The organism is Nocardioides sp. LML1-1-1.1, assembly GCF_040676175.1.
In the GTDB taxonomy this organism is placed as follows: Bacteria; Actinomycetota; Actinomycetes; order Propionibacteriales; family Nocardioidaceae; genus Nocardioides.
Window position 1 is genome coordinate 171,942 of the sequence record NZ_JBEGHK010000005.1, and the last position, 21,006, is coordinate 192,947.

The 21,006-nt window shown below is 72.7% G+C and carries 21 protein-coding genes; 19 read left to right on the top strand and 2 right to left on the bottom strand.

Translation table 11 applies throughout. From position 1 onward, the window contains the following. Window positions 1-14: 14 nt before the first annotated feature. Window positions 15-359 carry a hypothetical protein gene (locus MRBLML1_RS18125; RefSeq protein WP_364518555.1) on the top strand — a complete coding sequence of 115 codons (345 nt, stop codon included), beginning with the start codon at window positions 15-17 and terminating at the stop codon, window positions 357-359. Window positions 360-386: 27 nt separating this feature from the next. Here the strand turns inward: MRBLML1_RS18125 and MRBLML1_RS18130 are convergent, their stop codons facing one another. After that, window positions 387-752 (bottom strand): MmcQ/YjbR family DNA-binding protein, encoded by a 366-nt coding sequence (locus MRBLML1_RS18130; RefSeq protein WP_364518557.1) that lies wholly within the window; start codon window positions 750-752, stop codon window positions 387-389. Between the two features lie 120 nt (window positions 753-872). Here MRBLML1_RS18130 and MRBLML1_RS18135 point away from each other — a divergent pair, with 120 nt between their 5' ends. Genes MRBLML1_RS18135 through MRBLML1_RS18160 form a run of 6 tightly spaced genes read left to right on the top strand, consistent with a single transcriptional unit; the run spans window position 873 to window position 6,088 of the window. Next, window positions 873-2,642 (top strand): ABC transporter ATP-binding protein, encoded by a 1,770-nt coding sequence (locus tag MRBLML1_RS18135; RefSeq protein ID WP_364518559.1) that lies wholly within the window; start codon window positions 873-875, stop codon window positions 2,640-2,642. Further along, entirely contained in the window at window positions 2,639-4,450 is a 1,812-nt protein-coding gene (locus MRBLML1_RS18140; protein ID WP_364518561.1) for an ABC transporter ATP-binding protein, read from the top strand. The genes MRBLML1_RS18135 and MRBLML1_RS18140 overlap by 4 nt, the downstream gene beginning before the upstream one ends. 8 nt (window positions 4,451-4,458) lie before the next feature. Next, on the top strand, window positions 4,459-4,800 hold the full coding sequence (gene hisI / locus MRBLML1_RS18145; protein ID WP_364518563.1) for a phosphoribosyl-AMP cyclohydrolase: 342 nt from the start codon (window positions 4,459-4,461) through the stop codon (window positions 4,798-4,800). After that, window positions 4,793-5,401 carry a Trp biosynthesis-associated membrane protein gene (locus tag MRBLML1_RS18150; RefSeq protein ID WP_364518565.1) on the top strand — a complete coding sequence of 203 codons (609 nt, stop codon included), beginning with the start codon at window positions 4,793-4,795 and terminating at the stop codon, window positions 5,399-5,401. Before hisI ends, MRBLML1_RS18150 begins: the two co-directional genes overlap by 8 nt. 49 nt (window positions 5,402-5,450) lie before the next feature. Next, window positions 5,451-5,651: an HGxxPAAW family protein gene (locus MRBLML1_RS18155; RefSeq protein WP_364518567.1), complete on the top strand. Its 201-nt coding sequence runs from the start codon at window positions 5,451-5,453 to the stop codon at window positions 5,649-5,651. Beyond that, window positions 5,651-6,088 carry a DUF2752 domain-containing protein gene (locus tag MRBLML1_RS18160; RefSeq protein WP_364518569.1) on the top strand — a complete coding sequence of 146 codons (438 nt, stop codon included), beginning with the start codon at window positions 5,651-5,653 and terminating at the stop codon, window positions 6,086-6,088. Before MRBLML1_RS18155 ends, MRBLML1_RS18160 begins: the two co-directional genes overlap by 1 nt. A gap of 70 nt (window positions 6,089-6,158) precedes the next feature. Here the strand turns inward: MRBLML1_RS18160 and MRBLML1_RS18165 are convergent, their stop codons facing one another. Beyond that, on the bottom strand, window positions 6,159-6,746 hold the full coding sequence (locus MRBLML1_RS18165; protein WP_364518571.1) for a DUF805 domain-containing protein: 588 nt from the start codon (window positions 6,744-6,746) through the stop codon (window positions 6,159-6,161). 146 nt (window positions 6,747-6,892) lie between these two features. Between MRBLML1_RS18165 and trpC the strand changes: the two genes are divergently transcribed. From trpC to MRBLML1_RS18225, 12 genes are all read left to right on the top strand, one after another. Further along, window positions 6,893-7,678 carry an indole-3-glycerol phosphate synthase TrpC gene (gene trpC / locus MRBLML1_RS18170; RefSeq protein ID WP_364518573.1) on the top strand — a complete coding sequence of 262 codons (786 nt, stop codon included), beginning with the start codon at window positions 6,893-6,895 and terminating at the stop codon, window positions 7,676-7,678. Continuing rightward, complete coding sequence (gene trpB / locus MRBLML1_RS18175; RefSeq protein WP_364518575.1) at window positions 7,675-8,886, top strand: tryptophan synthase subunit beta; 1,212 nt, start codon at window positions 7,675-7,677, stop codon at window positions 8,884-8,886. Before trpC ends, trpB begins: the two co-directional genes overlap by 4 nt. Beyond that, window positions 8,883-9,692: a tryptophan synthase subunit alpha gene (trpA, locus tag MRBLML1_RS18180; protein ID WP_364518577.1), complete on the top strand. Its 810-nt coding sequence runs from the start codon at window positions 8,883-8,885 to the stop codon at window positions 9,690-9,692. The genes trpB and trpA overlap by 4 nt, the downstream gene beginning before the upstream one ends. Further along, window positions 9,685-10,293 carry an SCO family protein gene (locus tag MRBLML1_RS18185; protein ID WP_364518579.1) on the top strand — a complete coding sequence of 203 codons (609 nt, stop codon included), beginning with the start codon at window positions 9,685-9,687 and terminating at the stop codon, window positions 10,291-10,293. Before trpA ends, MRBLML1_RS18185 begins: the two co-directional genes overlap by 8 nt. 19 nt (window positions 10,294-10,312) lie before the next feature. Then, complete coding sequence (gene lgt, locus MRBLML1_RS18190; protein ID WP_364518581.1) at window positions 10,313-11,329, top strand: prolipoprotein diacylglyceryl transferase; 1,017 nt, start codon at window positions 10,313-10,315, stop codon at window positions 11,327-11,329. A gap of 96 nt (window positions 11,330-11,425) precedes the next feature. Further along, window positions 11,426-12,469: a phosphate ABC transporter permease subunit PstC gene (pstC, locus tag MRBLML1_RS18195; protein ID WP_364518583.1), complete on the top strand. Its 1,044-nt coding sequence runs from the start codon at window positions 11,426-11,428 to the stop codon at window positions 12,467-12,469. Window positions 12,470-12,474: 5 nt separating this feature from the next. Continuing rightward, entirely contained in the window at window positions 12,475-13,575 is a 1,101-nt protein-coding gene (pstA, locus tag MRBLML1_RS18200) for a phosphate ABC transporter permease PstA (protein WP_364518585.1), read from the top strand. Next, on the top strand, window positions 13,572-15,251 hold the full coding sequence (locus tag MRBLML1_RS18205) for a substrate-binding domain-containing protein (RefSeq protein ID WP_364518587.1): 1,680 nt from the start codon (window positions 13,572-13,574) through the stop codon (window positions 15,249-15,251). The genes pstA and MRBLML1_RS18205 overlap by 4 nt, the downstream gene beginning before the upstream one ends. Beyond that, on the top strand, window positions 15,248-18,046 hold the full coding sequence (locus tag MRBLML1_RS18210; RefSeq protein WP_364518589.1) for a hypothetical protein: 2,799 nt from the start codon (window positions 15,248-15,250) through the stop codon (window positions 18,044-18,046). The genes MRBLML1_RS18205 and MRBLML1_RS18210 overlap by 4 nt, the downstream gene beginning before the upstream one ends. Then, complete coding sequence (locus MRBLML1_RS18215; protein ID WP_364518591.1) at window positions 18,043-18,966, top strand: sortase; 924 nt, start codon at window positions 18,043-18,045, stop codon at window positions 18,964-18,966. The genes MRBLML1_RS18210 and MRBLML1_RS18215 overlap by 4 nt, the downstream gene beginning before the upstream one ends. Window positions 18,967-19,078: 112 nt before the next feature. Next, window positions 19,079-20,353, top strand: coding sequence for a substrate-binding domain-containing protein (locus tag MRBLML1_RS18220; RefSeq protein WP_364518593.1), 1,275 nt, complete (start codon window positions 19,079-19,081; stop codon window positions 20,351-20,353). Window positions 20,354-20,378: 25 nt separating this feature from the next. Then, window positions 20,379-20,975 carry a hypothetical protein gene (locus MRBLML1_RS18225; RefSeq protein ID WP_364518595.1) on the top strand — a complete coding sequence of 199 codons (597 nt, stop codon included), beginning with the start codon at window positions 20,379-20,381 and terminating at the stop codon, window positions 20,973-20,975. Window positions 20,976-21,006 lie beyond the last annotated feature (31 nt).

Below are 21,006 nucleotides of genomic sequence, written 5' to 3' on the forward strand. Positions count from 1 at the left end.
GGTAGGAGGCGACCATGACCTACCAGCCGTACGACCCCTCCGGCGCACCCGCGCCGGTGGAGGGGGAGGACCCGCTCGGCAGCGCCGGCCCCTGGCGGGTCGCCGTCGAGTACTCCAACAAGGGGCAGGCCAAGCCCTCGACCATCGTCCAGATCGGTCGCACCCTGCACACCGACCGCGCGACCGCGTTGCTCTCCGCGCGCCGTGCGGCCTTCGAGTACGACCCGCCCGACCCCTGGTCGCCCCAGCGCCGCGAGGTCTTCCGCGACGGGCCCGACGGGTTCCTCGTCGTCATCGAGGGCGCGACGTCGACGTTCCACATGAGCGTGCGGCTCGTCGCGCCGGTCGCGGAGAGCTGAGCGCTCCTCGCCGCATGCCGGCCGTGCTCAGCCCTCCCAGCCCGCCGGCCGGTGCACCTTCGGCAGCCTCCCCACCACCGCCCGGTACGACGCGTCGACCGCCTCGATGAGCTCGTCGTCGGGGATCGCGCCACCCAGCGCCAGGTTGTTCCAGCCGGACCGCCCGATGTACGGCATCACGCTCGCGTCGTCGGGGTAGCGGTGCAGCCACTCGTCGGCGACCTCGCGGGTGGCGCCGGCCTTGACGCCGACGTGCTCGGCGCCGAGGAAGGCGAAGATCTTGGCGCGCTCGCCCTCGCCCACCTTGACCACGGGGTGCTCGTGGTCCCACGGGTTGTCCGGCCAGGCGCCGGGCTTGGCGAGGCAGTGCTGCAGCAGGGCGTCCACGTCCACGCCGCGACGATACGCCGAGGGGTGGGCGGGGTGGCGGGCGTCGATGTCGCCGGTGCGGAATAGGCTCCCGGCGGACCGGGTTGGGCCCGAGTCGTGCAAGGTGAGAGCAGGGAAGAGCGAGTGGCAGCGTCTGGCAGCACCGGTACGACGTCCGCCGGGTTCGGCGTCCTCTGGGTCGCCATCAAGCGCGAGCCCCTGATCTTCGCCCTCTCGACGATCGGCAGCGTGCTCTTCGGCGCTCTCACCGTGGCCGACGCCTGGGTGCTGGGCTGGTCGACGGACCACGTGGTCCTGCCGGCGTTCCGCGACGGCGAGATCGGTGGCGGCCTGCTCTGGGCGGTCCTCGGGCTGTTCACGGGCGTGGCGATCCTGCGCGCGGTCGGCATCGTGGCCCGCCGCCTGGGTGCGGGCGTCATGCAGTACCGGATGCAGGCGCACAGCCGTCGCGCGGTGACCCGTCAGTACCTGCGCCTGCCGATGGAGTGGCACCAGAAGCACCCGACGGGTGAGCTGCTGTCCAACGCCAACTCCGACGTCGAGGCGGCCTGGGGCCCGATCGCGCCGCTGCCGATGGCCGTCGGCACGGTGGCGATGATGGTGATCGCGGTCGTGCAGATGCTGCTGACGGACCTGGCGCTGGCGACCGTCGGGCTGCTGGTGTTCCCCGTCGTGATCGGCACCAACGTCGTCTACCAGCGCCTCGCCCAGGGCTGGGCGACCCGGGCGCAGCAGCTGCGTGCGGAGCTCTCGGAGATCGCCCACGAGTCCTTCGACGGTGCGCTGGTCGTCAAGACCCTCGGCCGCGAGCCGGAGGAGACCGAGCGGTTCCGGGCCAAGGCGGCCGAGCTGCGCGAGGCCAACATCCGGGTCGGCCGGATCCGCGCGGCCTTCGACCCGACGCTCGCGGCGCTGCCCAACCTGGCCGTGCTGGTGGTGCTCGTCCTCGGCGTGCACCGGGTGATCTCCGGCGCGACCGTCGCCGGCGACGTGGTCACGGTGACCTACCTGCTCACCGTCGTCGCCTTCCCGATCCGCTCGATCGGCTGGCTGCTCGGCGACTTCCCGCGCAGCGTCGTCGGCTACCGCCGGGTGGCGGCGGTGCTGCGCGCCTCCGGCGCGATGGAGCACGGCGACCAGCGGCTCCCGCGGCACACCGGCGGCGCCCGGCTGGAGGTCGACGGCGCGGCTTTCGGCTACACCCCCGAGCGGCCGCTGCTGCACGGGCTCTCCTTCGACGTCGCGCCCGGCCGCACGGTCGCGCTCGTGGGCGCCACGGCCTCCGGCAAGTCCACGCTCACCACGCTGCTCGCCCGGCTCGTGGACGTCGACGCCGGGGCGATCCGGGTCGACGGCACCGACCTGCGCGCGCTCGAGCGTGGCGCGCTCGCGGAGTCGCTGGCCGTGGTGCCGCAGACGGCCTTCCTCTTCGACGACACCGTGCGCGGCAACGTGACCCTCGGCCTCGACGTGACCGACGAGGAGGTCTGGGCCGCGCTGCGGACCGCGCAGGCCGACGGCTTCGTCGCGGCCCTGCCCGACGGCCTCGACGCCCGGCTGGGGGAGCGTGGCACGACGCTGTCCGGCGGGCAGCGGCAGCGGCTGGCCCTCGCCCGCGCGCTGGTACGACGCCCGCGGCTCCTCGTCCTCGACGACGCCACCTCCGCGGTGGACCCCGAGGTCGAGGCCCGCATCCTCGGCGCGCTGGGCGGTGCCGAGACCACGCTGGTCGTGGTGGCCTACCGCAAGGCCACCATCGGCCTGGCCGACGAGGTCCTCTTCCTCGTCGACGGTGCGATCGCCGACCGCGGCCCGCACGCCGACCTGGTGGCGCGCAACGCCGACTACGCCCGGCTGGTCAACGCCTACGAGACCGACGAGGTGCCCGCATGAGCACCGCACTGAGCACCGGCGAGGACATCGGCGCCTGGGAGACCATCCGCCGCGGCGTGCGCCACTCGCCCGAGCTGGTCGAGGGGATCGGCTGGACGCTGGTGCTGGCCGTGCTCGCCTCGGTCGGCCAGGTCGTCGTGCCGATCGCGGTGCAGCAGACCGTCGACAAGGGGCTGCACGGCCCGGACGGGCCCGACCCGGCGTACACGACCTGGCTGGCGCTCGCCGCGGGCCTGGCCATCGTGGTGACCAGCTGGGCGTCGTACGCGATGACGGCCCGGCTGTTCTCCACCGCCGAGCGCGGCCTGGCGACCCTGCGGGTCAAGGCCTTCCGCCACGTCCACGACCTGCCGCTGCTCACCCAGAACACCGAGCGCCGCGGCGCGCTCGTCTCCCGGGTCACCAGCGACGTCGACCAGGTCAGCCAGTTCCTGGTCTTCGGCGGCCTGCTGTTCGTCGTCAGCATCGGCCAGATGCTCGTCGCCACCGTGGTGATGGTCTTCTACAGCTGGCAGCTCGCGATCGTGGTGTGGGTCTGCTTCGCGCCGCTCTTCCTCAGCCTGCGCTACTTCCAGCGCAAGCTCGCCGCGGCCTACGGCGTCGTACGACGCCAGGTCGGCGTGCTGCTCTCCGCCGTCTCCGAGCCGGTGGTGGGCGCCGCGGTGGTCAAGTCGTACGCCGTCGAGGCCCGCACCCAGGAGCGGATCGACACCGCGATCGACACCCACAAGGCCGCCAGCACCCGCGCCCAGGGGTTCACGGCGTTCTCGTTCAGCCTCGGCGGGATCTCCGCGGGCTTCGCCAACGCCGGTGTCCTGGTCGTCGGGATCTGGCTGGGCCAGGGCTTCGCGTGGGGAGAGGGGATCACGGCCGGCGAGGTGCTCGCCTTCGCCTTCTTGGTGACGCTGTTCGTGGGCCCGGTGCAGATGGGCACGCAGATCCTCACCGACGCGCAGAACGCCATCGCCGGCTGGCGCCGGGTGATCGGCATCCTCGACACCCCGGCCGACCTGGTCGACCCCGGCCCGGACGGCCAGAGCCTGCCCCGGGGTGCGATCGACGTCCGCTTCGACGGGGTCGGCTTCGCCTACCCCGGCGGCAGCGAGGTGCTCTCGGACATCGACCTGGTCATCCCGGCCGGCCAGCGGGTCGCCGTGGTGGGGGAGACCGGCTCCGGCAAGTCGACCATCGCCAAGCTGCTCACCCGGCTGATGGACCCCGGTCGCGGCCGGGTCCTGCTCGACGGGGTCGACCTGCGCGAGATCAGCGAGACCGCGTTGCGCAGCAGCGTGGTGCTGGTGCCCCAGGAGGGCTTCCTCTTCGACGACACCCTCGCCGCCAACGCGCGCTACGGCCGGCTGGGCGCGACGAGCGCGGAGATCGAGCAGGCGGCCGACGCGATCGGCCTCGGCGACTGGCTGGCGGGGCTGCCCGACGGTGTCGAGACCCGGGTCGGCCAGCGCGGGGAGTCGCTGTCGGCGGGGGAGCGCCAGCTCGTCGCGCTGCTGCGCGCCCAGCTCGCCGACCCCGACCTGCTGGTGCTCGACGAGGCCACGAGTGCCGTCGACCCGGCGCTGGAGACCCGGATCGCCCGGGCCCTGGAGCGGCTGATGACCGGCCGCACCTCGGTCACCATCGCCCACCGCCTCTCCACGGCCGAGGCGGCCGACGTCGTCGTGGTCGTCGACCGCGGCCGGATCGTCCAGCACGGCCCGCACGCGGAGCTGGTCGCCCAGGAGGGCACGGCCTACGCCCGCCTGCACGCCTCGTGGGTGGCCCAGCGGGGCGCCGGGAGCGGCGCGCGATAATGGCCCGCGTGAGCTCCCTGGACCCGACCATCGCCGACCGGCTCAAGCGCACCGCCGACGGGCTGCTGCCCGCGGTCGTCCAGCAGCACGACACCGGCGAGGTGCTGATGCTCGCGTGGATGGACGACGAGGCGCTGCACCGCACGCTGACGACCGGCCGGGCGACGTACTGGAGCCGCTCGCGGGGTGAGTACTGGGTCAAGGGTGAGACCTCCGGCAACCCCCAGCACGTGCACGAGGTCCGTCTCGACTGCGACGGCGACACCCTGCTGGTCAAGGTCGACCAGGTCGGCGTCGCCTGCCACACCGGTGCGCGCACCTGCTTCGACGAGGGGCTGCTCGGTGAGTGAGCCGGGCCGGCGCACCTTCGGCCCGACCGTGCTGCTCGGGCTGGCCGGCAGCGGCTTCGCCGCGGTGGCCGGGCACAAGCAGATGCTCACCGTCCCGGAGTCCACGCTGACCGCCGCCGGCGGGCTGGCGCGCACGGTCGAGGACCGCTCGGTGCAGTTCCCCCTCGCCGGCGCCCTGGCGCTGGTCGCCCTCGCGGCGTGGGGCGTGCTGCTGGTGACGCGCGGCGTCGTACGACGGGTGGTGGCCGGGCTCGCGCTGCTGGCCGCCGCCGGGATCGGCGTCGTGGTGGTCGTCGGCGGCTTCGTCCAGGACGACCAGGCCTCCAGCGACCTCGCGGTGCGCCTGGGCCTCAACGGCGCCGCGATCGACACCGAGCGGACGCCGTGGCTGTGGATCTCGCTGGCGAGCGCGCTGGTCGCGCTCGTCGCCGCCGCGGTCGCGGTCCGGATGGTCCCGGCGTGGCCCGAGATGGGCACCCGGTACGACGCCCCGACGGGCGCCGGTGGTGCCCCCGAGAGCCCCGGCGCGGACCCCGCCGACCGCAGCAACCTGGACCTGTGGAAGTCACTGGACGAGGGCAGCGACCCGACGCAGGAGTGACCCCCTAGAATCGTCCCGACCGACCCGCTTGAACGAGGAGTTCCCACTCATGGCCGACAGTCACGGCAACACCCCCGCCGCCTGGACCGCAGTCCTGGTCTCGCTGGTCGGCTTCGTGATCGGCGCCATCGGCACCTCGCTCTCGCCCATCAACTGGCCGCTGTTCTGGATCGGCGCGGTCATCGCCGTCGCGGCCGGCCCGCTCTTCCTCGTCCTCGCCAAGATGGGTCTGCACGAGTCCGGTCACTGATGAGCCTCGCGGCACCACCCGCACCCGCCGACGGGCAGACCCGCCGGCGCCGGATGGTGCCGCCGCTGGCCGTCGCCGGGGGACTGGCCGCCGCCACCCTCGCGCTGCACCTGCGTGACCCGCACGCCCAGGGCAGCTGGGGCATCTGCCCCACCGCCGCCCTCGGCTTCGCCTGCCCCGGCTGCGGCGGCCTGCGCGCGGTCAACGACCTGTCGAACGGCGACCTGGGCGCCGCCGCGTCGAGCAACCTGCTCTTCGTGCTCGGCCTGCCCTTCATCGCCTATGCGTTCCTCCGGTGGGCCCACGGCCGGTGGACCGGGGTGCCGTGGAGCCCCTCGGACCGCACGGTCAACACCGCCGGCATCGTGCTCGGCGTCGCGATGCTGGTCTTCGCCGTGCTGCGCAACCTGCCGGCCGGCTCCTGGCTCGCGCCCTGAGCCACTGCGAACGCTCCCGAACGCAACGACGCCCCGGACCCTGCGGTCCGGGGCGTCGCGGTGTCGGGTCCTACTGGCCGTAGGGGTTCTGCGGGTAGCCCGGGTTCTGGCCGTAGCCACCCTGGCCGCCGCCGACGCGGTCGTACTTCGCACCCTCGGGCTTGGAGGGCAGGCACATCAGCACGATCTGGATGATGCCGCCACAGCCGGGGATGAAGCCCAGCAGGTACATCCAGCCGCTGAAGCCACCGTCGTGGAGCCGGCGCACGCCGACCGCGATGCTCGGCACGATGCCGGCGAGCGCGACCACGAGCAGCAGCAGGCCGAAGATGAGGACCACGGCGGTCGACTCGGCGGCCGCGCCGATGGCGAGCGGGATGTAGAACAGCATCACCAGCACGCCGTAGCCCAGCGCGAACCACCAGTACTCGCTGCGGCTGGCGCGGCCGTCGAAGCGCGCGTACTTCGCGAACGCCCGCTTGATGGCCGGGATGAAGCCGATGCCGTAGTAGGGCAGGTCGAGGGTCCCGGGGTCACCCGCGGCGGCGGGCGCGCCGGGGCCCTGGCCGTAAGGGTTCTGGCCGTAGGGGTCCTGGCCGTAGGGGTTCTGACCGTAAGGGGGCTGGCCGGGCGGGGGCGGCGGAGTTCCGTAGCTCACGTCGATCCTTCTCGTCGGGCCCGGTCAGGAATCCGGGCGGTCCGCAGGAGCCTAACCGTGCGCGCACTCCTCAAACCACCGTCGCCGCCGTCCACCGGACCGGCCACCCTGCGAGGCGTTCCCTGCTGCGTGGAACACTGACGGCGATGGGAACTGTGCTGGACGAGATCGTCGCCGGTGTTCGAGAGGACCTCGACCTCCGGCGCTCGCGCGTGCCCGAGGCCGAGCTGCGGGCGGCCCTGGCCGACGCGCCGGCGCCGCGGGACCCGATGCCGCACTTGCGCGGTGCGGGCTCGAGCGTGATCGCGGAGGTGAAGCGGAAGAGCCCGAGCAAGGGTGCGCTGGCCGACATCGCCGATCCCGCCGCCCTCGCGCAGGCCTACGCCGACGGCGGAGCCGCCGCGATCAGCGTGCTGACCGAGCAACGGCGCTTCGGCGGCAGCCTGGACGACCTGCGCGCGGTCCGGGCGGCGGTCGACGTACCGGTGCTGCGCAAGGACTTCATCGTCACCGAGTACCAGCTGCTGGAGGCCCGCGCGGCCGGCGCCGACCTGGCGCTGCTCATCGTGGCCTCGCTGCCCGGCGACCTGCTCGACCGGCTGCACGACACCGCCCGGGAGCTGGGCCTGACCGTCCTGGTCGAGGTGCACGACGAGGCCGAGACCGAGCGCGCGGTCGGCCTGGGCGCGGAGCTGATCGGTGTCAACGCCCGCAACCTCAAGACGCTCGCGGTCGACGCGGCCACCTTCGGCCGGCTCGCACCGCTCATCCCCGACGACCGGGTCAAGGTCGCCGAGTCCGGGATCTCCGGGCCCGAGGACGTGCGGCGCTTCGTCGGCGAGGGCGCCCGTGCGGTGCTCGTCGGCGAGGCGCTGGTGAAGGACGGCGCGCCCAGCGAGGCGGTCGCCGCGATGACAGGGATCGAACGATGACGTACGACGCCGACGCGCTCGGCTGGTTCGGGGGCACCGGTGCCTTCGGCGGCCGGTTCATGCCCGAGGCCCTGATGGCCGCCCTCGACGAGCTCGACGTCGCCTGGCAGGCGGCCATGGCCGACGCGGCCTTCGTCGCCGAGCTCGAGTCGCTGCTGCGCGACTACGCCGGCGTCCCGAGCCTGCTCTACGACGCCACCCGGCTCTCCGAGCACGCCGGCGCGCGGATCCTGCTCAAGCGCGAGGACCTCAACCACACCGGCGCGCACAAGATCCGCAACGTGCTCGGCCAGGCCCTGCTGACCAAGCGGATGGGCAAGACCCGGGTGATCGCGGAGACCGGCGCGGGCCAGCACGGCGTGGCGAGCGCGACCGCGGCGGCCTACCTCGGCCTCGACTGCACCGTCTACATGGGCGAGGTCGACACCGAGCGCCAGGCGCTCAACGTGGCCCGCATGCAGCTGCTCGGTGCCGAGGTGATCCCGGTCAAGAGCGGCTCGCGCACGCTCAAGGACGCGATCAACGAGGCGCTGCGCGACTGGGTCGCCAGCGTCGACCACACGGCCTACCTGTTCGGCACGGCCGCCGGCCCGCACCCGTTCCCGAGCCTGGTGCTCAGCTTCGTGCGCGGCATCGGCGACGAGGCCCGCCAGCAGTGCCTGGACCAGTACGGCGCCCTGCCGGACGCGGTCGCGGCCTGTGTCGGCGGTGGCTCCAACGCGATCGGCCTCTTCGCCGGCTTCGTGGACGACCCCGAGGTCGCCATCTACGGCTTCGAGGCGGGGGGCGACGGCGTCGACACCGGCCGCCACGCCGCGACCATCTTCGCCGGCTCCATCGGCGTGCTGCACGGGGCACGCACCTTCGTGCTGCAGGACGAGGACGGCCAGACGGTGGAGTCGCACTCCATCTCCGCCGGCCTGGACTACCCGGGCGTCGGGCCGCAGCACGCCGCGCTCTCGGCGGGCGGCCGGGCGACGTACCTGCCGGTGACCGACTCCGAGGCCATGGACGCGATGGCGCTGCTGGCCCGCACCGAGGGCATCATCCCGGCGATCGAGAGCGCGCACGCCGTCGCGGGCGCGCTGCGGGTCGCCGAGGAGCGCCCGGGCCAGACGATCCTCGTCAACCTGTCCGGCCGTGGCGACAAGGACATGGGCACCGCGCTGGAGTGGTTCGGCCTCGGCACCGCGGGGGAGAAGCAGTGACCAGCAGCAGCGTCGCCTACGACAAGGCCCGTGCCGAGGGGCGGGCGGCCCTGGTCGGCTACCTGCCGGCCGGCTTCCCCGACGTCGCGGGGAGCATCGAGGCGCTGAAGGTGATGGTCGACGCGGGCTGCGACGTCATCGAGCTCGGCCTGCCCTACAGCGACCCGGTCATGGACGGCCCGATCATCCAGGCCGCCGCCCAGCAGGCGCTGGAGGCCGGGGTCCGCACCGGCGACGTGCTCCGCGTCGTCGAGGCGGTCGCCGCGACCGGCGTCCCGGTGCTGGTGATGACCTACTGGAACCCGATCGAGCGCTACGGCGTGGAGCGGTTCGCCCAGGACCTGGCGAACGCCGGCGGGGCCGGCCTGATCACCCCCGACCTGACGCCCGACTTCGCCCCCGAGTGGATCGGGTCCGCCGACCGGCTGGGCCTCGACAAGGTCTTCCTCGTCGCGCCGTCCTCCACCGACGAGCGGATCGCGATGACCACCGCGGCCAGCCGCGGCTTCATCTACGCCACCGGCATCATGGGCGTGACCGGCACCCGCCAGGCGACCGCGGCCGGGGTGGCTCCGCTGATCGCGCGCACCAAGGCGACCACGGACCTGCCGGTCGGCGTGGGTGTCGGAGTGAACACCGGCGCCCAGGCGGCCGACCTGGCGGCGTACGCCGACGGGGTGATCGTGGGCTCGGCCTTCGTCCGCTCCCTGCAGGAGCACGCCGGTGACCGTGCCGCGGGACTGGCCGCGGTGCGGGCGCTCGCCGAGGACCTGGCCGCCGGTGTCGCGGGAGGCGTGCGTGCGTGACCGGCTGAGGGCGACGCTCGCACTGGTCGTCGTCGGGCTGCTCGCCGCGGCCTGCAGCACCGGTGGCGGTGACAAGGGGTTCACCGGCACCCGCCTGGAGACGCCGTACCAGGCGGCGGACATCGCGCTGACCGACACCTCGGGCCTGCCGTTCTCGCTGGTCGAGGACACCGACAAGCCGCTGACGCTGGTGTTCTTCGGCTACACGCACTGCCCGGACTTCTGCCCGCTGGTGCTCAACAACATCGCGGCCGGCATCAACATGCTCGACGACGACGAGAGCGCCAAGGTCGACGTGGTGCTGGTGACCACCGACCCGACCCGCGACGACGAGAAGGCCATGCGGGCCTACCTCGACGGCTACAACAAGTCCTTCATCGGGCTGACCGGCGACCTCGACACCGTGATCGAGGTCGGCGAGCCGCTCCACGTCTACGTCAACGACGGCAAGAAGCTGCCGTCCGGGGGCTACGACCTGGGCGGGCACTCGACGTTCACGCTCGGCCTCGACGACTCCGCCGAGGCCGTGGCGCTGTGGAACCAGGAGACCTCGGCCAAGGAATTCGCGGCCGACATCCGCACCCTGCTCACCGACGACTGACCGAGACCGAGGACCTGCCGTGCTCACCCAGCTCATCACCGCCACCATCCCGAGCCCGGCCAACGGCGTGTGGCACATCGGTGCCTTCCCGCTGCGCGGCTACGCCCTGTGCATCATCCTCGGCATCGTCGTGGCGATCTGGATCGGCGAGCGGCGCTGGCAGGCCCGCGGCGGCACTCTCGGCGAGGTCCAGGACGTCGCGCTGTGGGCCGTCCCGTTCGGACTGGTCGGCGCCCGGCTCTACCACGTCGCGACCGACTGGAAGAAGTACTTCGGCGCCGGCGGGGAGCCGATCGAGGCGCTCTACGTCTGGCACGGCGGCCTCGGCATCTGGGGCGGAGTCGCCCTCGGTGCGCTCGGTGCCTGGATCGGCGCCCGCCGCAAGGGGATCAGGCTGCTGCCGCTGCTCGACGCGCTCGCCCCCGGGGTGCTGGTCGCGCAGGCGATCGGGCGCTGGGGCAACTGGTTCAACCAGGAGCTCTACGGCCGGCCGACCGACCTGCCGTGGGGCCTGGAGATCGACAAGGACCACTACAGCAGCGCCTACCTCGCCAGCAAGGACTACGCCGACGCCCTCGCGGCCAACGGCGGCGTCGCGCCGGCCATGGAGACCTTCCACCCGACGTTCCTCTACGAGTGCCTGTGGAACCTCGCCGCCTTCGCGCTGATCATCTGGCTGGAGCGGCGCTTCCGCCTGGGCTACGGCCGGGTGATGGCCGTCTACGTGATGGCCTACACCGTAGGCCGGGGCTGGATCGAGTACATCCGGATCGACGACGTCCAGCTCAACGACGTCCTGGGGCTGCGCTTCAACGTGTGGACCTCGATCGTGCTCTTCGTCGCCGCGGCGGCGTTCTTCGTCTGGTCGCTGAGGAACCGGCCGGGCCGCGAGGAGAGCGTGTACGTCGACGGGCGGACGCCCGCTGCGGACGAGACCCCGGCGCAGGACGCCTCCGCGGAGCCCGCTCCGGAGACCGCGGAGAGCCCCGCGGAGACGTCGCAGGACGCGTCGGAGGACGGCTCGTCCAGCATCTGAACTGAATTATCCAACTAAATACAGCCGAACCACTAGACTTAAAGTCTTCACTGGTTCGGCCATCGGGGGTCGCGAGCGGGTAGGGGTGCCCCCGTCATGTCGCGTGCTGCTGTCTCCACGCCTGCGCCGTCCTCGGACGACGACTGGGCCGACGACGACCTCCCGCGCTCGCTCGCCGTGCGCTACTCCCTGCAGGACCGGGTGTTCCTGCACGTCGTCCGGGTGCTGGCCTTCACCGTGCTGGCGATCACCTCGGGCATCGGCATCTTCCTGGGCGCGCAGTCGGTGCCGACGCTGCGGCACTACGGGCTCTCCTTCTTCACCGAGTACCGCTGGCTGCCCAGCCAGGACATCGTCGGCATCGCAGCCGTCGTGCTGGGGACCCTGCAGGTCGCGGTCATCGCGCTGCTGCTGGCCTTCCCGCTGTCCCTGCTGACCGCACTGTTCATCACCGACTGGGCGCCGGCCTGGGCCCGGCCGCTGCTGGTGCGGATGGTCGACCTGATGGCAGCCGTGCCCGGCATCGTGTTCGGCCTGTGGGTGCTGATCGTCATCCAGCCGCACGCCACCGAGGTGACCCACTGGATCAGCAAGTACTTCGGCTGGATCCCGTTCTTCCACGTGCGCACCGACGTGGACTACCCGATCTGGACCCAGGCGCCGGGCTACCCGTCGTACGCCGGCTCGGCCGCGATCGCCGCGCTCGCGGTGGCGATGATGATCTTCCCGATGGCGACCTCGGTGATGCGCGAGGTCTTCGCCGAGGCGCCGGCGGGGGAGAAGGAGGCCGCCCTGGCACTGGGCGCCACCCGCTGGTCGATGGTGCGCACGGTGGTGCTGCCCTTCGGCCGCGGCGGCATCATCGGCGGCACGATGCTGGCCCTGGGCCGCGCGCTCGGCGAGACCATCTCGGTGGTGATGGTGATCTCGCAGGCCTTCGAGATCAAGCCGTACGTGCTGGAGTCGGGCACCGCGACCATCTCCGCGCTGATCGCCTCCGGCTTCAAGGAGGCCTCGCCGGCGCAGCTCTCCGCGCTGCTCACCGCCGGCTTCCTGCTCTTCGTGATGACGCTCGTCGTCAACAGCCTGGCCGCCGTGGTCGTGGCCCGCTCGCGCGGCGGCGGGGTGACCGAGCTGTGAGCACCGTGACCGCACCGCCGCGCCACCTGGCCGAGCCCGACCCGGCCGAGCCGATCGCGCCGCCGGTGGAGACCCTGCGCCAGGCCGGCCACCGGACCCGCGAGGACGTGCTCTCCCTGCTCGGCGCGGTCGTCGGGTCCGTGGCCACGACCTGGCTGCTCTACACCCGGATCCTGCCGTTCTCGGGTGCCGTCGGCTTCACCGTGTGCTGGTACGCCGTCTTCGTCGCCTTCTACGCCGCCCTCACCGCGCTCACCCAGCCGCGGCGGATCGTCGTCGACCGGGTGGTCACCGCCGTCGTGATGGCCGCGCCGGCGCTGATCGGCCTGGCCCTGCTGAGCACCGTGGTCAGCACCGTGTGGAAGGGCCTGCCGGCGCTGACCCACCTGAACTTCTTCACCGACGACATGGCTGGCGTGCGCGCCGAAGACCCGTTCTCGATGGGCGGCATCGCGCACGCGATCCTCGGCACCGTCATCGAGGTCTGCATCGCGGTGGCGATCGCGATGCCGCTCGGCCTGGCGACCGCGGTCTACATCTCCGAGGTCGGCGGCAGGGGCGCGGTGCTGGTGCGCACGGTCGTCGAGGCGATGACCGCGCTGCCCTCGATCGTGGCGGGGCTCTTCATCTACTCGATCTGGATCGTCAACCTCGGCATGGAGACCAGCGGCCTGGCTGCCTCCCTGGCCCTCGCGGTGATGGCGCTGCCGATCATGGCCCGCGCGAGCGAGGTCGTGCTCCGGGTGGTGCCGAACGGGCTCCGCGAGGCGTCGTACGCGCTCGGGGCCGGGCGCTGGCAGACGGTCTGGAAGGTCGTCCTGCCGACCGCCCGCCCCGGCCTCGCCACCGCGCTGATCCTCGGCGTGGCCCGGGCGGTGGGCGAGACCTCGCCGCTGCTGCTGACGTCGGGCGCCTCCACCTTCTTCAACGCCGACCCCCTGCACGACCCGATGAACTCGCTGCCGCTGTTCGTCTACTCCGCCGTCACCACGGGCAGCCCGCAGATGGAGCAGCGGGCCTACGCCGGCGCCGCGGTCCTGCTCGTGGTCGTGCTCTCGCTGTTCCTGCTCGCCCGGGTGGCGGCCAGGGGAAGGAAGAACCGATGACCCCGCTGCTGCGCCGAGGCGTCCGCGCCGTCGCGCTCACCCTCGCCGGCTACCTCGCCGTCGCCGCCGGTCCCGGGGCCGCGGTGGCGGCCGCGCCGACGTACGAGCTGATCAAGGGCTCCGGCTCCTCCTGGGCCGGCAACGCCGTCGCCGAGTGGGTGGCCGAGGTCGACGCGAAGGACATCAAGGTCGTCTACACCGCCAACGGTGCGGCCCAGGGGCGCAAGGACTACGCCAACAGGTCCAGCGACTTCGGGGTGACCGACTCGCCCTACCGCGGCAAGGACCCGTCGACCGGCGCGGTCGACTCCTCGTTGGGCCGCTCCTTCGCCTACCTGCCGATCGTCGCGGGCGGCACGGCCTTCCCCTACAACGTCACCGTCGGCGGCAAGCGGGTCAAGAACATCCGGCTGTCGGGGGAGACCCTGGCGAAGATCTTCACCAACAAGATCACCAACTGGAACGACGCCGCGATCACCAAGGACAACAACGGCCGCGCGCTGCCGTCGATCCCGATCATCCCGGTGGTGCGGGCCGACGGCGCCGGTGTCACCAACCAGTTCACGACCTGGATGGTCAGCCAGTACCCCGGCCTGTGGCAGGACTGCAACGGCGGCCGGCTGGCCGCGACCGACTACTTCCCGCTCAACTGCGGGGACGCCCGGGGCCAGCAGCGCGCCCAGACCGGCTCCGACGGCGTGATGAACTTCCTTAAGTCCAAGGGCTCGGTCGGCGCCATCGCGATGGAGGAGTACTCCTACCCGCTCGCTGCCGGCTACCCGGTCGCCAAGCTGCTCAACAAGGCGGGCTACTTCACCCTGCCGACGCAGTACAACGTCGCGGTCGCGCTCACCCGGGCGCAGATCAACAACGACCCGAAGGACCCGAACTACCTGACCCAGAAGCTGGACCAGGTCTACGTCAACCCGGACAAGCGGACCTACCCGCTCTCGTCGTACGTCTACGCGATCATCCCGACCGCCGCGAACGACTCGAAGATGACCACACCCAAGCGGCAGGCGCTGACCGACTTCCTCCAGCACTCGGTGTGCGTGGGCCAGTCGGCGATCGGCCCGATCGGCTACTCGCCGCTGCCGGTCAACCTGGTCCAGGCCAGCCTCACCCAGGTCAACAAGCTCAAGCTGGCCGACCCGAAGGTCGTCTTCGACGCCTCGATCATCAAGAACGTCAAGAACTGCCACAACCCGACCTTCGTGCCCGGCAAGCCGTCGGAGAACTACCTCGCGAAGATCGCGCCCTTCCCGGCCGAGTGCGACCGTCCCGGCCAGGGGCCGTGCGGCGACGACGTCGGCACGTTCAACGACAACCCGGGTGGCACCGGCACCAAGACCCCGGGCGGGGGCGCCAGCGCGGGCGCCGGGACCGGCCCGGGAGCCGGGACCGGCGGTGCCGGGGTGCCGACCGTCGACACCGACGGCGACGGAGTGCCGGACGCGCCCGCCGCCGCGGGAGGTGTCCCCGTGGCCGGTGCCGACGGCTCCACCACCGGTACGACGAGCGACGACATCTCCGTCGTGGCGACCACCCTCGACCCCGACGCCCGCTCCGGCCCGCCGAAGATCCTGGGCGCGCTGGTGCTCGGGCTCTTCCTCGGCGTGCTCGTCGTTCCGCCGGTCGTGGGCCAGCTCGCCGGCACCCGCAGGCGGTCGCGATGAGCGCCGCGCGCCGTCGCGCCGAGCGGGCGTTCTTCGTCCTCGCCCTGCTGCTGGGGACCCTGGCCGTGGTGGCGCCCTCGGGCACCGCGCCGGCGGTCGCGGCCGGTGGTCTGACGAGGTCGGTCACCGCGCAGCGGACCTTCATCGGCGCCGACGGCAAGGAGACCGTGGCCAGCACCCAGAAGATCACCCTGCGCGTCGCCCAGGCCGACAACCTGCGCGGGCGCCAGGAGATCAAGGTCAGCTGGGAGGGCGCGACCCCGACCGGGGCGGTGGTGGCGGACCCGAACTCCTCCGAGGGCCGCAACCAGGAGTACCCCTTCGTCCTGCTGCAGTGCCGCGGCGTGGACGCCGACAAGGTCCCCGCCGGACAAGCCCGGCTCACCCCGGAGACCTGCTGGACGCAGACCTCGCCCGAGCGCTACCTCGCCGCCGCCTCGACCACGCCGGCCTGGCGCTTCGACGCCCACGCCACCGCGAAGGACCGTGCCCCGGTCGTCGGCGAGCCCGCCGACCTGCCGGAGGCGTGCGCCAAGCTGGCCCCGCCCACGACCGCACGCTGGGTGCCCTTCAAGGCCATCAGCGGCAAGACCTACTACGGCGGCCCCGACCCGGAGACCGGCTGCACGCCCGCGGCGCCCGAGACGGACTCCGCCGAGCGTGGCGGCGTGCCGAGCAACACGACCTACGGCATCACCGGCAAGGACGGCAAGGGCAGCGCGGACTTCGCGGTGTGGACCCGTGCGGAGAACGGCTCGCTGGGCTGCTCGGCGAAGGTCCGCTGCGCCCTCGTCGCCGTCCCCGTCGTCGGCCTCAGCTGCGACGCCTTCGGCTTCGAGCTGCCGGCCGGCCAGCCGCAGACCAACAAGGCCGGCGTGCCGCTGACCGAGGCCCAGAAGACGAGCGCGGACGCCACCTGCCGTCGTACCGGCAGCTACGAGCCGGGGGAGCCGGCCACCACCCGCAGCTCCGACCAGGCTGTGCGCGGCAACCTGTGGTGGAGCGCGTCCAACTGGCGCAACCGGATCACGGTGCCGCTGACCTTCGCACCGACGGCCGAGGTCTGCGGCGCGGAGACGGAGGAGAAGCCGCTGGAGCTGATGGGCTCGGTGGTGCTCAACGAGCTCACCGCGTCGTGGCGCCCGAAGTTCTGCACCACCGACACGCTGTTCGCCTTCACCCACGTCCAGCAGGCCGAGTCCCTGGCCCGCGGTCTGCTCGAGCGCGGGGAGATCACCGGCGCGTTCAGCTCCGCGCCCCAGCCGGGTGGCTTCGAGCGCCCGGTCGTGCAGGCACCCGTGGCCCTCGGCGGCTTCGCGATCGCCTTCGCCATCGACGACGCCGACCATCGCCGGCGCGAGAACCTTCGGCTCAACGCCCGCCTGGTCGCCAAGCTGCTCAGCGCGTCGTACCCGGCGACGTCCTTCGTCCGCAGCGGGCACGCCGGGCTCGGGGAGAACCCCTACAACCTCACCGTCGACCCGGAGTTCAAGGCCCTCAACCCGGGCATCGCGGAGAGCACGACGCTGGAGTCCGCCGCGGCGCTGCAGGTGTTCTCCTCCAACTCCGACCTGGTCTGGGCGCTCTCGCAGTGGATCGACGCGGACCCGGAGGCGCGAGCCTGGCTCGACGGCAAGCCCGACCCCTGGGGGATGAAGGTCAACACCGCCTACCGCGGGCTGGACCTGCCGGTCGAGAGCTGGCCGCTGCTCGACGAGTTCCTCGCCCCGCAGTGGTACATCGACCAGAACCGCTGCTACCAAAACAGCCCCACGCCGTACCTGCAGCTGGTGGCGAACCCGCTCTCCGGCCTCGGCCCGGTCAGCCTGAACATGCAGTTCGCGAGCTCCGCCGTCGCCACCGTGTGCCGCTACGACGGCAACGACGCCACCACGCTGCCGCTGCGCACCGAGGGGCGCCAGGCCGTCGGCCACCGCTTCGTGCTCGGCCTGGTCTCGCTGTCGGCCGCCCGGCGCTACAACCTGCGCACGGCCGACCTGCAGACCGCCACGACCGTGAAGCCGGCGGCGACCTTCGGTGACGCGAGCGGGCGCACCTTCGTCGCAGGCGACAGCACCGGGCTCGCCGCCGCGGCCCCGCTGCTGGAGCCGGACGTCGAGGACGGCACCTGGGCCCTGGACTACGCGGCGCTGTCGACGCCCGCGGGCAGCAAGGCCTACCCGGGCGCGCTGCCGGTCTCCGCGGTCTTCCCGACCAGTGCGCTCGACACGGCGACGGCGACGAAGCTGGCCCGCTTCCTGTGCTACGCGGGTGGTCCCGGGCAGCGACCGGGCCAGGCCAACGGGGAGCTGCCGGCCGGCTACCTGCCGATCACCACCGAGAACGGCTTCGCCGCCGAGGAGACCTACCTCGCCAGCGCGGTGGTCGCGGTGCGCACCCAGAAGGGCGTGGTCCCGGCGGTCGACGCCGACCCGAAGACGGCCACCACGCTCGCCAAGGCCTGCGACTTCTCGAAGGCGGCGCCCCCGGTGAAGACGCCGCCGAAGAACACCGGCCAGGCCGCGCCGGGCGCGGGCGAGGTGCCGGCGGCACCGGCGGCCGTCGTACCGGCGGCGCAGGAGGGACCGGCCGCTGCGGTCCCGGCGGCACCGGTTACCGAGGCCGAGCTCGCGCTGACGGCGGGGGAGCGCTCCTCGCTGGGCCGGGTCGGGTTGCCCACGCTGCTGCTCATGGCGGCGGCGTGCGCCCTGGTCGGCGCCGTGCTGCGCTGGATGGAGCTGCTCCAGGCCGGCCTCGCCGCCGCCTGGGCGCGCCGGCCGCGGAGGTCGCGATGACCCTCGCCCCGACCGGGCCCGCCCGGACCGAGGTCCACCACGGTGAGATCGACGCCTCGCCCCCGCCCGGCCACGAGGACCGCCAGGTCCGGGTCGTCGGCGGCCGCGCGCTGCTCGGCGTCTCGTTGCTGCTGGGCTGGGTCCTGCTGTACCTGCTGGTTCTGAGCGACTTCGAGCAGAACCACGCACAGAACGTGCTGTACGGCGAGCTACGCACCCAGCTCGCCGAAGGCACGGCACCGACGGGCGCGCCGGTGGATCCCGGCGCGCCCGTCGCGCTGCTCTCCATCCCCTCGCTGGACGTCGACGACCTGGTCGTCGTCGAGGGGACCCGCTCCCGCCAGCTCCAGGACGGGCCCGGCCACCGGCCGGGCACGGTGCTGCCGGGGCAGCAGGGTGTCAGCGTCGTCGCCGGCCGCTCGGTGTCCTACGGCCGGCCGTTCGCGCGGCTGCCCGAGGCCGAGCGCGGTGCCCGGGTCGTGGTGACCACGGCGCAGGGGGAGTTCACCTACGTCGTCTCCGGCATCCGCCGCGACGGGGACCCGATGCCGGCACCGCCCGCGGCGGGGGCCGGCCGGCTGACCCTCGTCACGGCCGCCGGCAAGGGCTCACAGGTCTCCCGGCTCCAGTCCTCGGAGACGGTGTACGTCGACGCGGTGCTCTCCTCCGGGGCGGTGGCCGCCGGCCCCCGCTCCGGCACCGACCCCCGTCCGGAGCTGCTGGAGCCCCACGTGGACAGCGGCACGCTCGCCGAGCTCGCCCTGGCCCTGCAGCTGCTGCTGCTCGTGCTCGCGGGCTTCGCCTGGTCCTGGAGCCGCTGGTCGCGCCGGGCCGCCTGGATCGCGGGTGCCCCCGCCGTCCTGGGTGCGCTCTGGCTGGCCTCGTCGATCGGAGCCCGCCTGCTGCCCGCCCTCCTCTAGCCGGGCAGGTCTCGCGATGCGAGACCGAGGACCACGGGAGGCGCACCGCGCGTCTACCGTCCTCCTCACGCTCGGGAGTATCTCTACTGGATTACTAAAGATAGGTCATTCGATGTTGATTTCCCGGAAGTCTGCTTCCGTCGCCTTCGTGGGGCTGGCCACCGCGGCCAGCCTCACCCTCAGCCTGACGCCCGCGCAGGCCGACCCCGCCCCGCAGCCCAACGACGTCGTCGCCACCGGCTCCGACATCATCCAGAACTCCTTCAACTTCCTCGCCGACGGCTATCACGAGCTGCCCGGCTACAACACCGCCGGCAACCGGTGGCGCTTCATCAACTTCGACTCCTCGGGCGACGCCCAGGGCCGCAGCGCCTACACCGACCCGCGCCAGCTGCCGACCGTGCTCGTCGACGGCGTGCCCTACGTCAAGCAGGGCGACGTGAAGCTGCTCAACCCGACCCTCGGCCTGCGTGCCGGCCAGGACCTCGTCGTACGGCCCTCCGGCGGCGGCGGTGGCGGCCGCGACGCGATCATCAACGACGACCAGGGCTGGATCGACGTGGGCCGCAGCCCCGACGCGCTGACCCCGGACAACCAGACCACGATCCAGTCCAAGCAGAACACCAAGCTCTACCGGGTCCAGATCGCCACCGACCGCCAGCTCATCGCGACCGCCGCGACCACCAACGCCCCAGCGACGCTGACCGCGGACGACATCCTCAAGATCTACTCCGGCAACTACACCAAATGGAGCCAGGTCCCCGGCTACAGCGGCCCGGCGCCCGACGAGACCATCATCCCGCTGACGCTGCCCTCGGACGCCGGCATGTGGAATACCTTCCTCGCCAACGTCAAGCGGCAGAACCCGGGCAACGGCACCTTCAACGGTCGCGGCAACGCCAACTCGTTCAACGTCCAGCAGAACGACCCGACCGCGATCGCCAACCTGCCCGAGGCGCAGCGCAAGAACGCCATCGTGCCCTTCCCGCGCGGCCGGTACCGCACCCTCAACAAGGGCTACTACACGATCACGTCGGACGGGCAGAAGACGAACAACTACAACACCGAGGACGGTCACCGCACCGCGGCGAACGCCAACGCGATCAAGCTCCTCGACGGCGACAGCACGGCCGACAACAACACCCCCACAGCGCCCTACGGCGGCAACTTCGCCTACAACGCGCTGATCCGGGAGTCGGACCTGACCTCCACCACGCCGTGGCAGCCGGGCAGCACCCTCAACTGGGTCAAGGCGCTCTTCTACAACCCCGACGGCCCCGCACCCTTCGTGCGCACGCCCGCCGGCCAGGCCCTGCTCGAGGCGGCCGGCGTGACGCCGGACTACCACGTGTACGGCACCGACAACGCCGAGATCGCCGTCGACTGACCGCGCCGGGGAACCAGGGACCGACATGACGACCTCCGTCCTCACCCGTCCGCGGGTCCGCGTGGCCGCCGTGCTGCTCGTGCTGGCCGTCGGCATCGCCGGCGTGCTCGTGTGGCGCCTCGGCGAGGACCCCGTGGCGCCGTACGACGACGCGCGGTCCTCGGGCCGGATCACCCTGTGCTTGGCAGGGGAGCGGGTGACCGGCGGCAAGCTCGACGAGCGGCCGTTCGCCGACGTGGTGCTGGGATCGACGGGGCTGCCCGAGGGCACCGACCCGAGCGGGGCGGTGGCGACGCTGTTCGCCTACCAGCCGCGCGAGGGCGTCGGGCCCGAGGAGTTCAGCGGCTCGCCGATCACGGCCGCGGTCGCCTTCGCCGACCCGGCCCGGCCGGCGACGCGGGTGACGAAGGAGGCGTGGACGCTGCAGGACTTCGTCACCGCCTTCCCCGCGGACCTCGACGGCTACGTCCAGCTGCGGCTCGTGCTCGGCACCCCCGCCGGCGGGACCCTCGCCGACCACTACGACACCGCCGACGTCCGCGTCGACGGTGACTCGTGGGAGCTGGTCGGTGGCGGGGACGCGTCGTGCGTGGACGCCGGCAAGGCCGTGAGCGGTTCCTGACCCCAGCGGTCGGCACAGACCTAGGAGACAA

Coding starts and splice junctions, on each gene's coding strand:
- MRBLML1_RS18140 (WP_364518561.1), top strand. CDS start 2,639: ATGAGCACCGCACTGAGCACCGGCGAGGACATCGGCGCCTGGGAGACC.
- trpC (WP_364518573.1), top strand. CDS start 6,893: ATGGGAACTGTGCTGGACGAGATCGTCGCCGGTGTTCGAGAGGACCTC.
- MRBLML1_RS18225 (WP_364518595.1), top strand. CDS start 20,379: ATGACGACCTCCGTCCTCACCCGTCCGCGGGTCCGCGTGGCCGCCGTG.
- trpB (WP_364518575.1), top strand. CDS start 7,675: ATGACGTACGACGCCGACGCGCTCGGCTGGTTCGGGGGCACCGGTGCC.
- MRBLML1_RS18220 (WP_364518593.1), top strand. CDS start 19,079: ATGTTGATTTCCCGGAAGTCTGCTTCCGTCGCCTTCGTGGGGCTGGCC.
- MRBLML1_RS18210 (WP_364518589.1), top strand. CDS start 15,248: ATGAGCGCCGCGCGCCGTCGCGCCGAGCGGGCGTTCTTCGTCCTCGCC.
- MRBLML1_RS18215 (WP_364518591.1), top strand. CDS start 18,043: ATGACCCTCGCCCCGACCGGGCCCGCCCGGACCGAGGTCCACCACGGT.
- MRBLML1_RS18155 (WP_364518567.1), top strand. CDS start 5,451: ATGGCCGACAGTCACGGCAACACCCCCGCCGCCTGGACCGCAGTCCTG.
- MRBLML1_RS18205 (WP_364518587.1), top strand. CDS start 13,572: ATGACCCCGCTGCTGCGCCGAGGCGTCCGCGCCGTCGCGCTCACCCTC.
- MRBLML1_RS18125 (WP_364518555.1), top strand. CDS start 15: ATGACCTACCAGCCGTACGACCCCTCCGGCGCACCCGCGCCGGTGGAG.
- pstC (WP_364518583.1), top strand. CDS start 11,426: ATGTCGCGTGCTGCTGTCTCCACGCCTGCGCCGTCCTCGGACGACGAC.
- MRBLML1_RS18160 (WP_364518569.1), top strand. CDS start 5,651: ATGAGCCTCGCGGCACCACCCGCACCCGCCGACGGGCAGACCCGCCGG.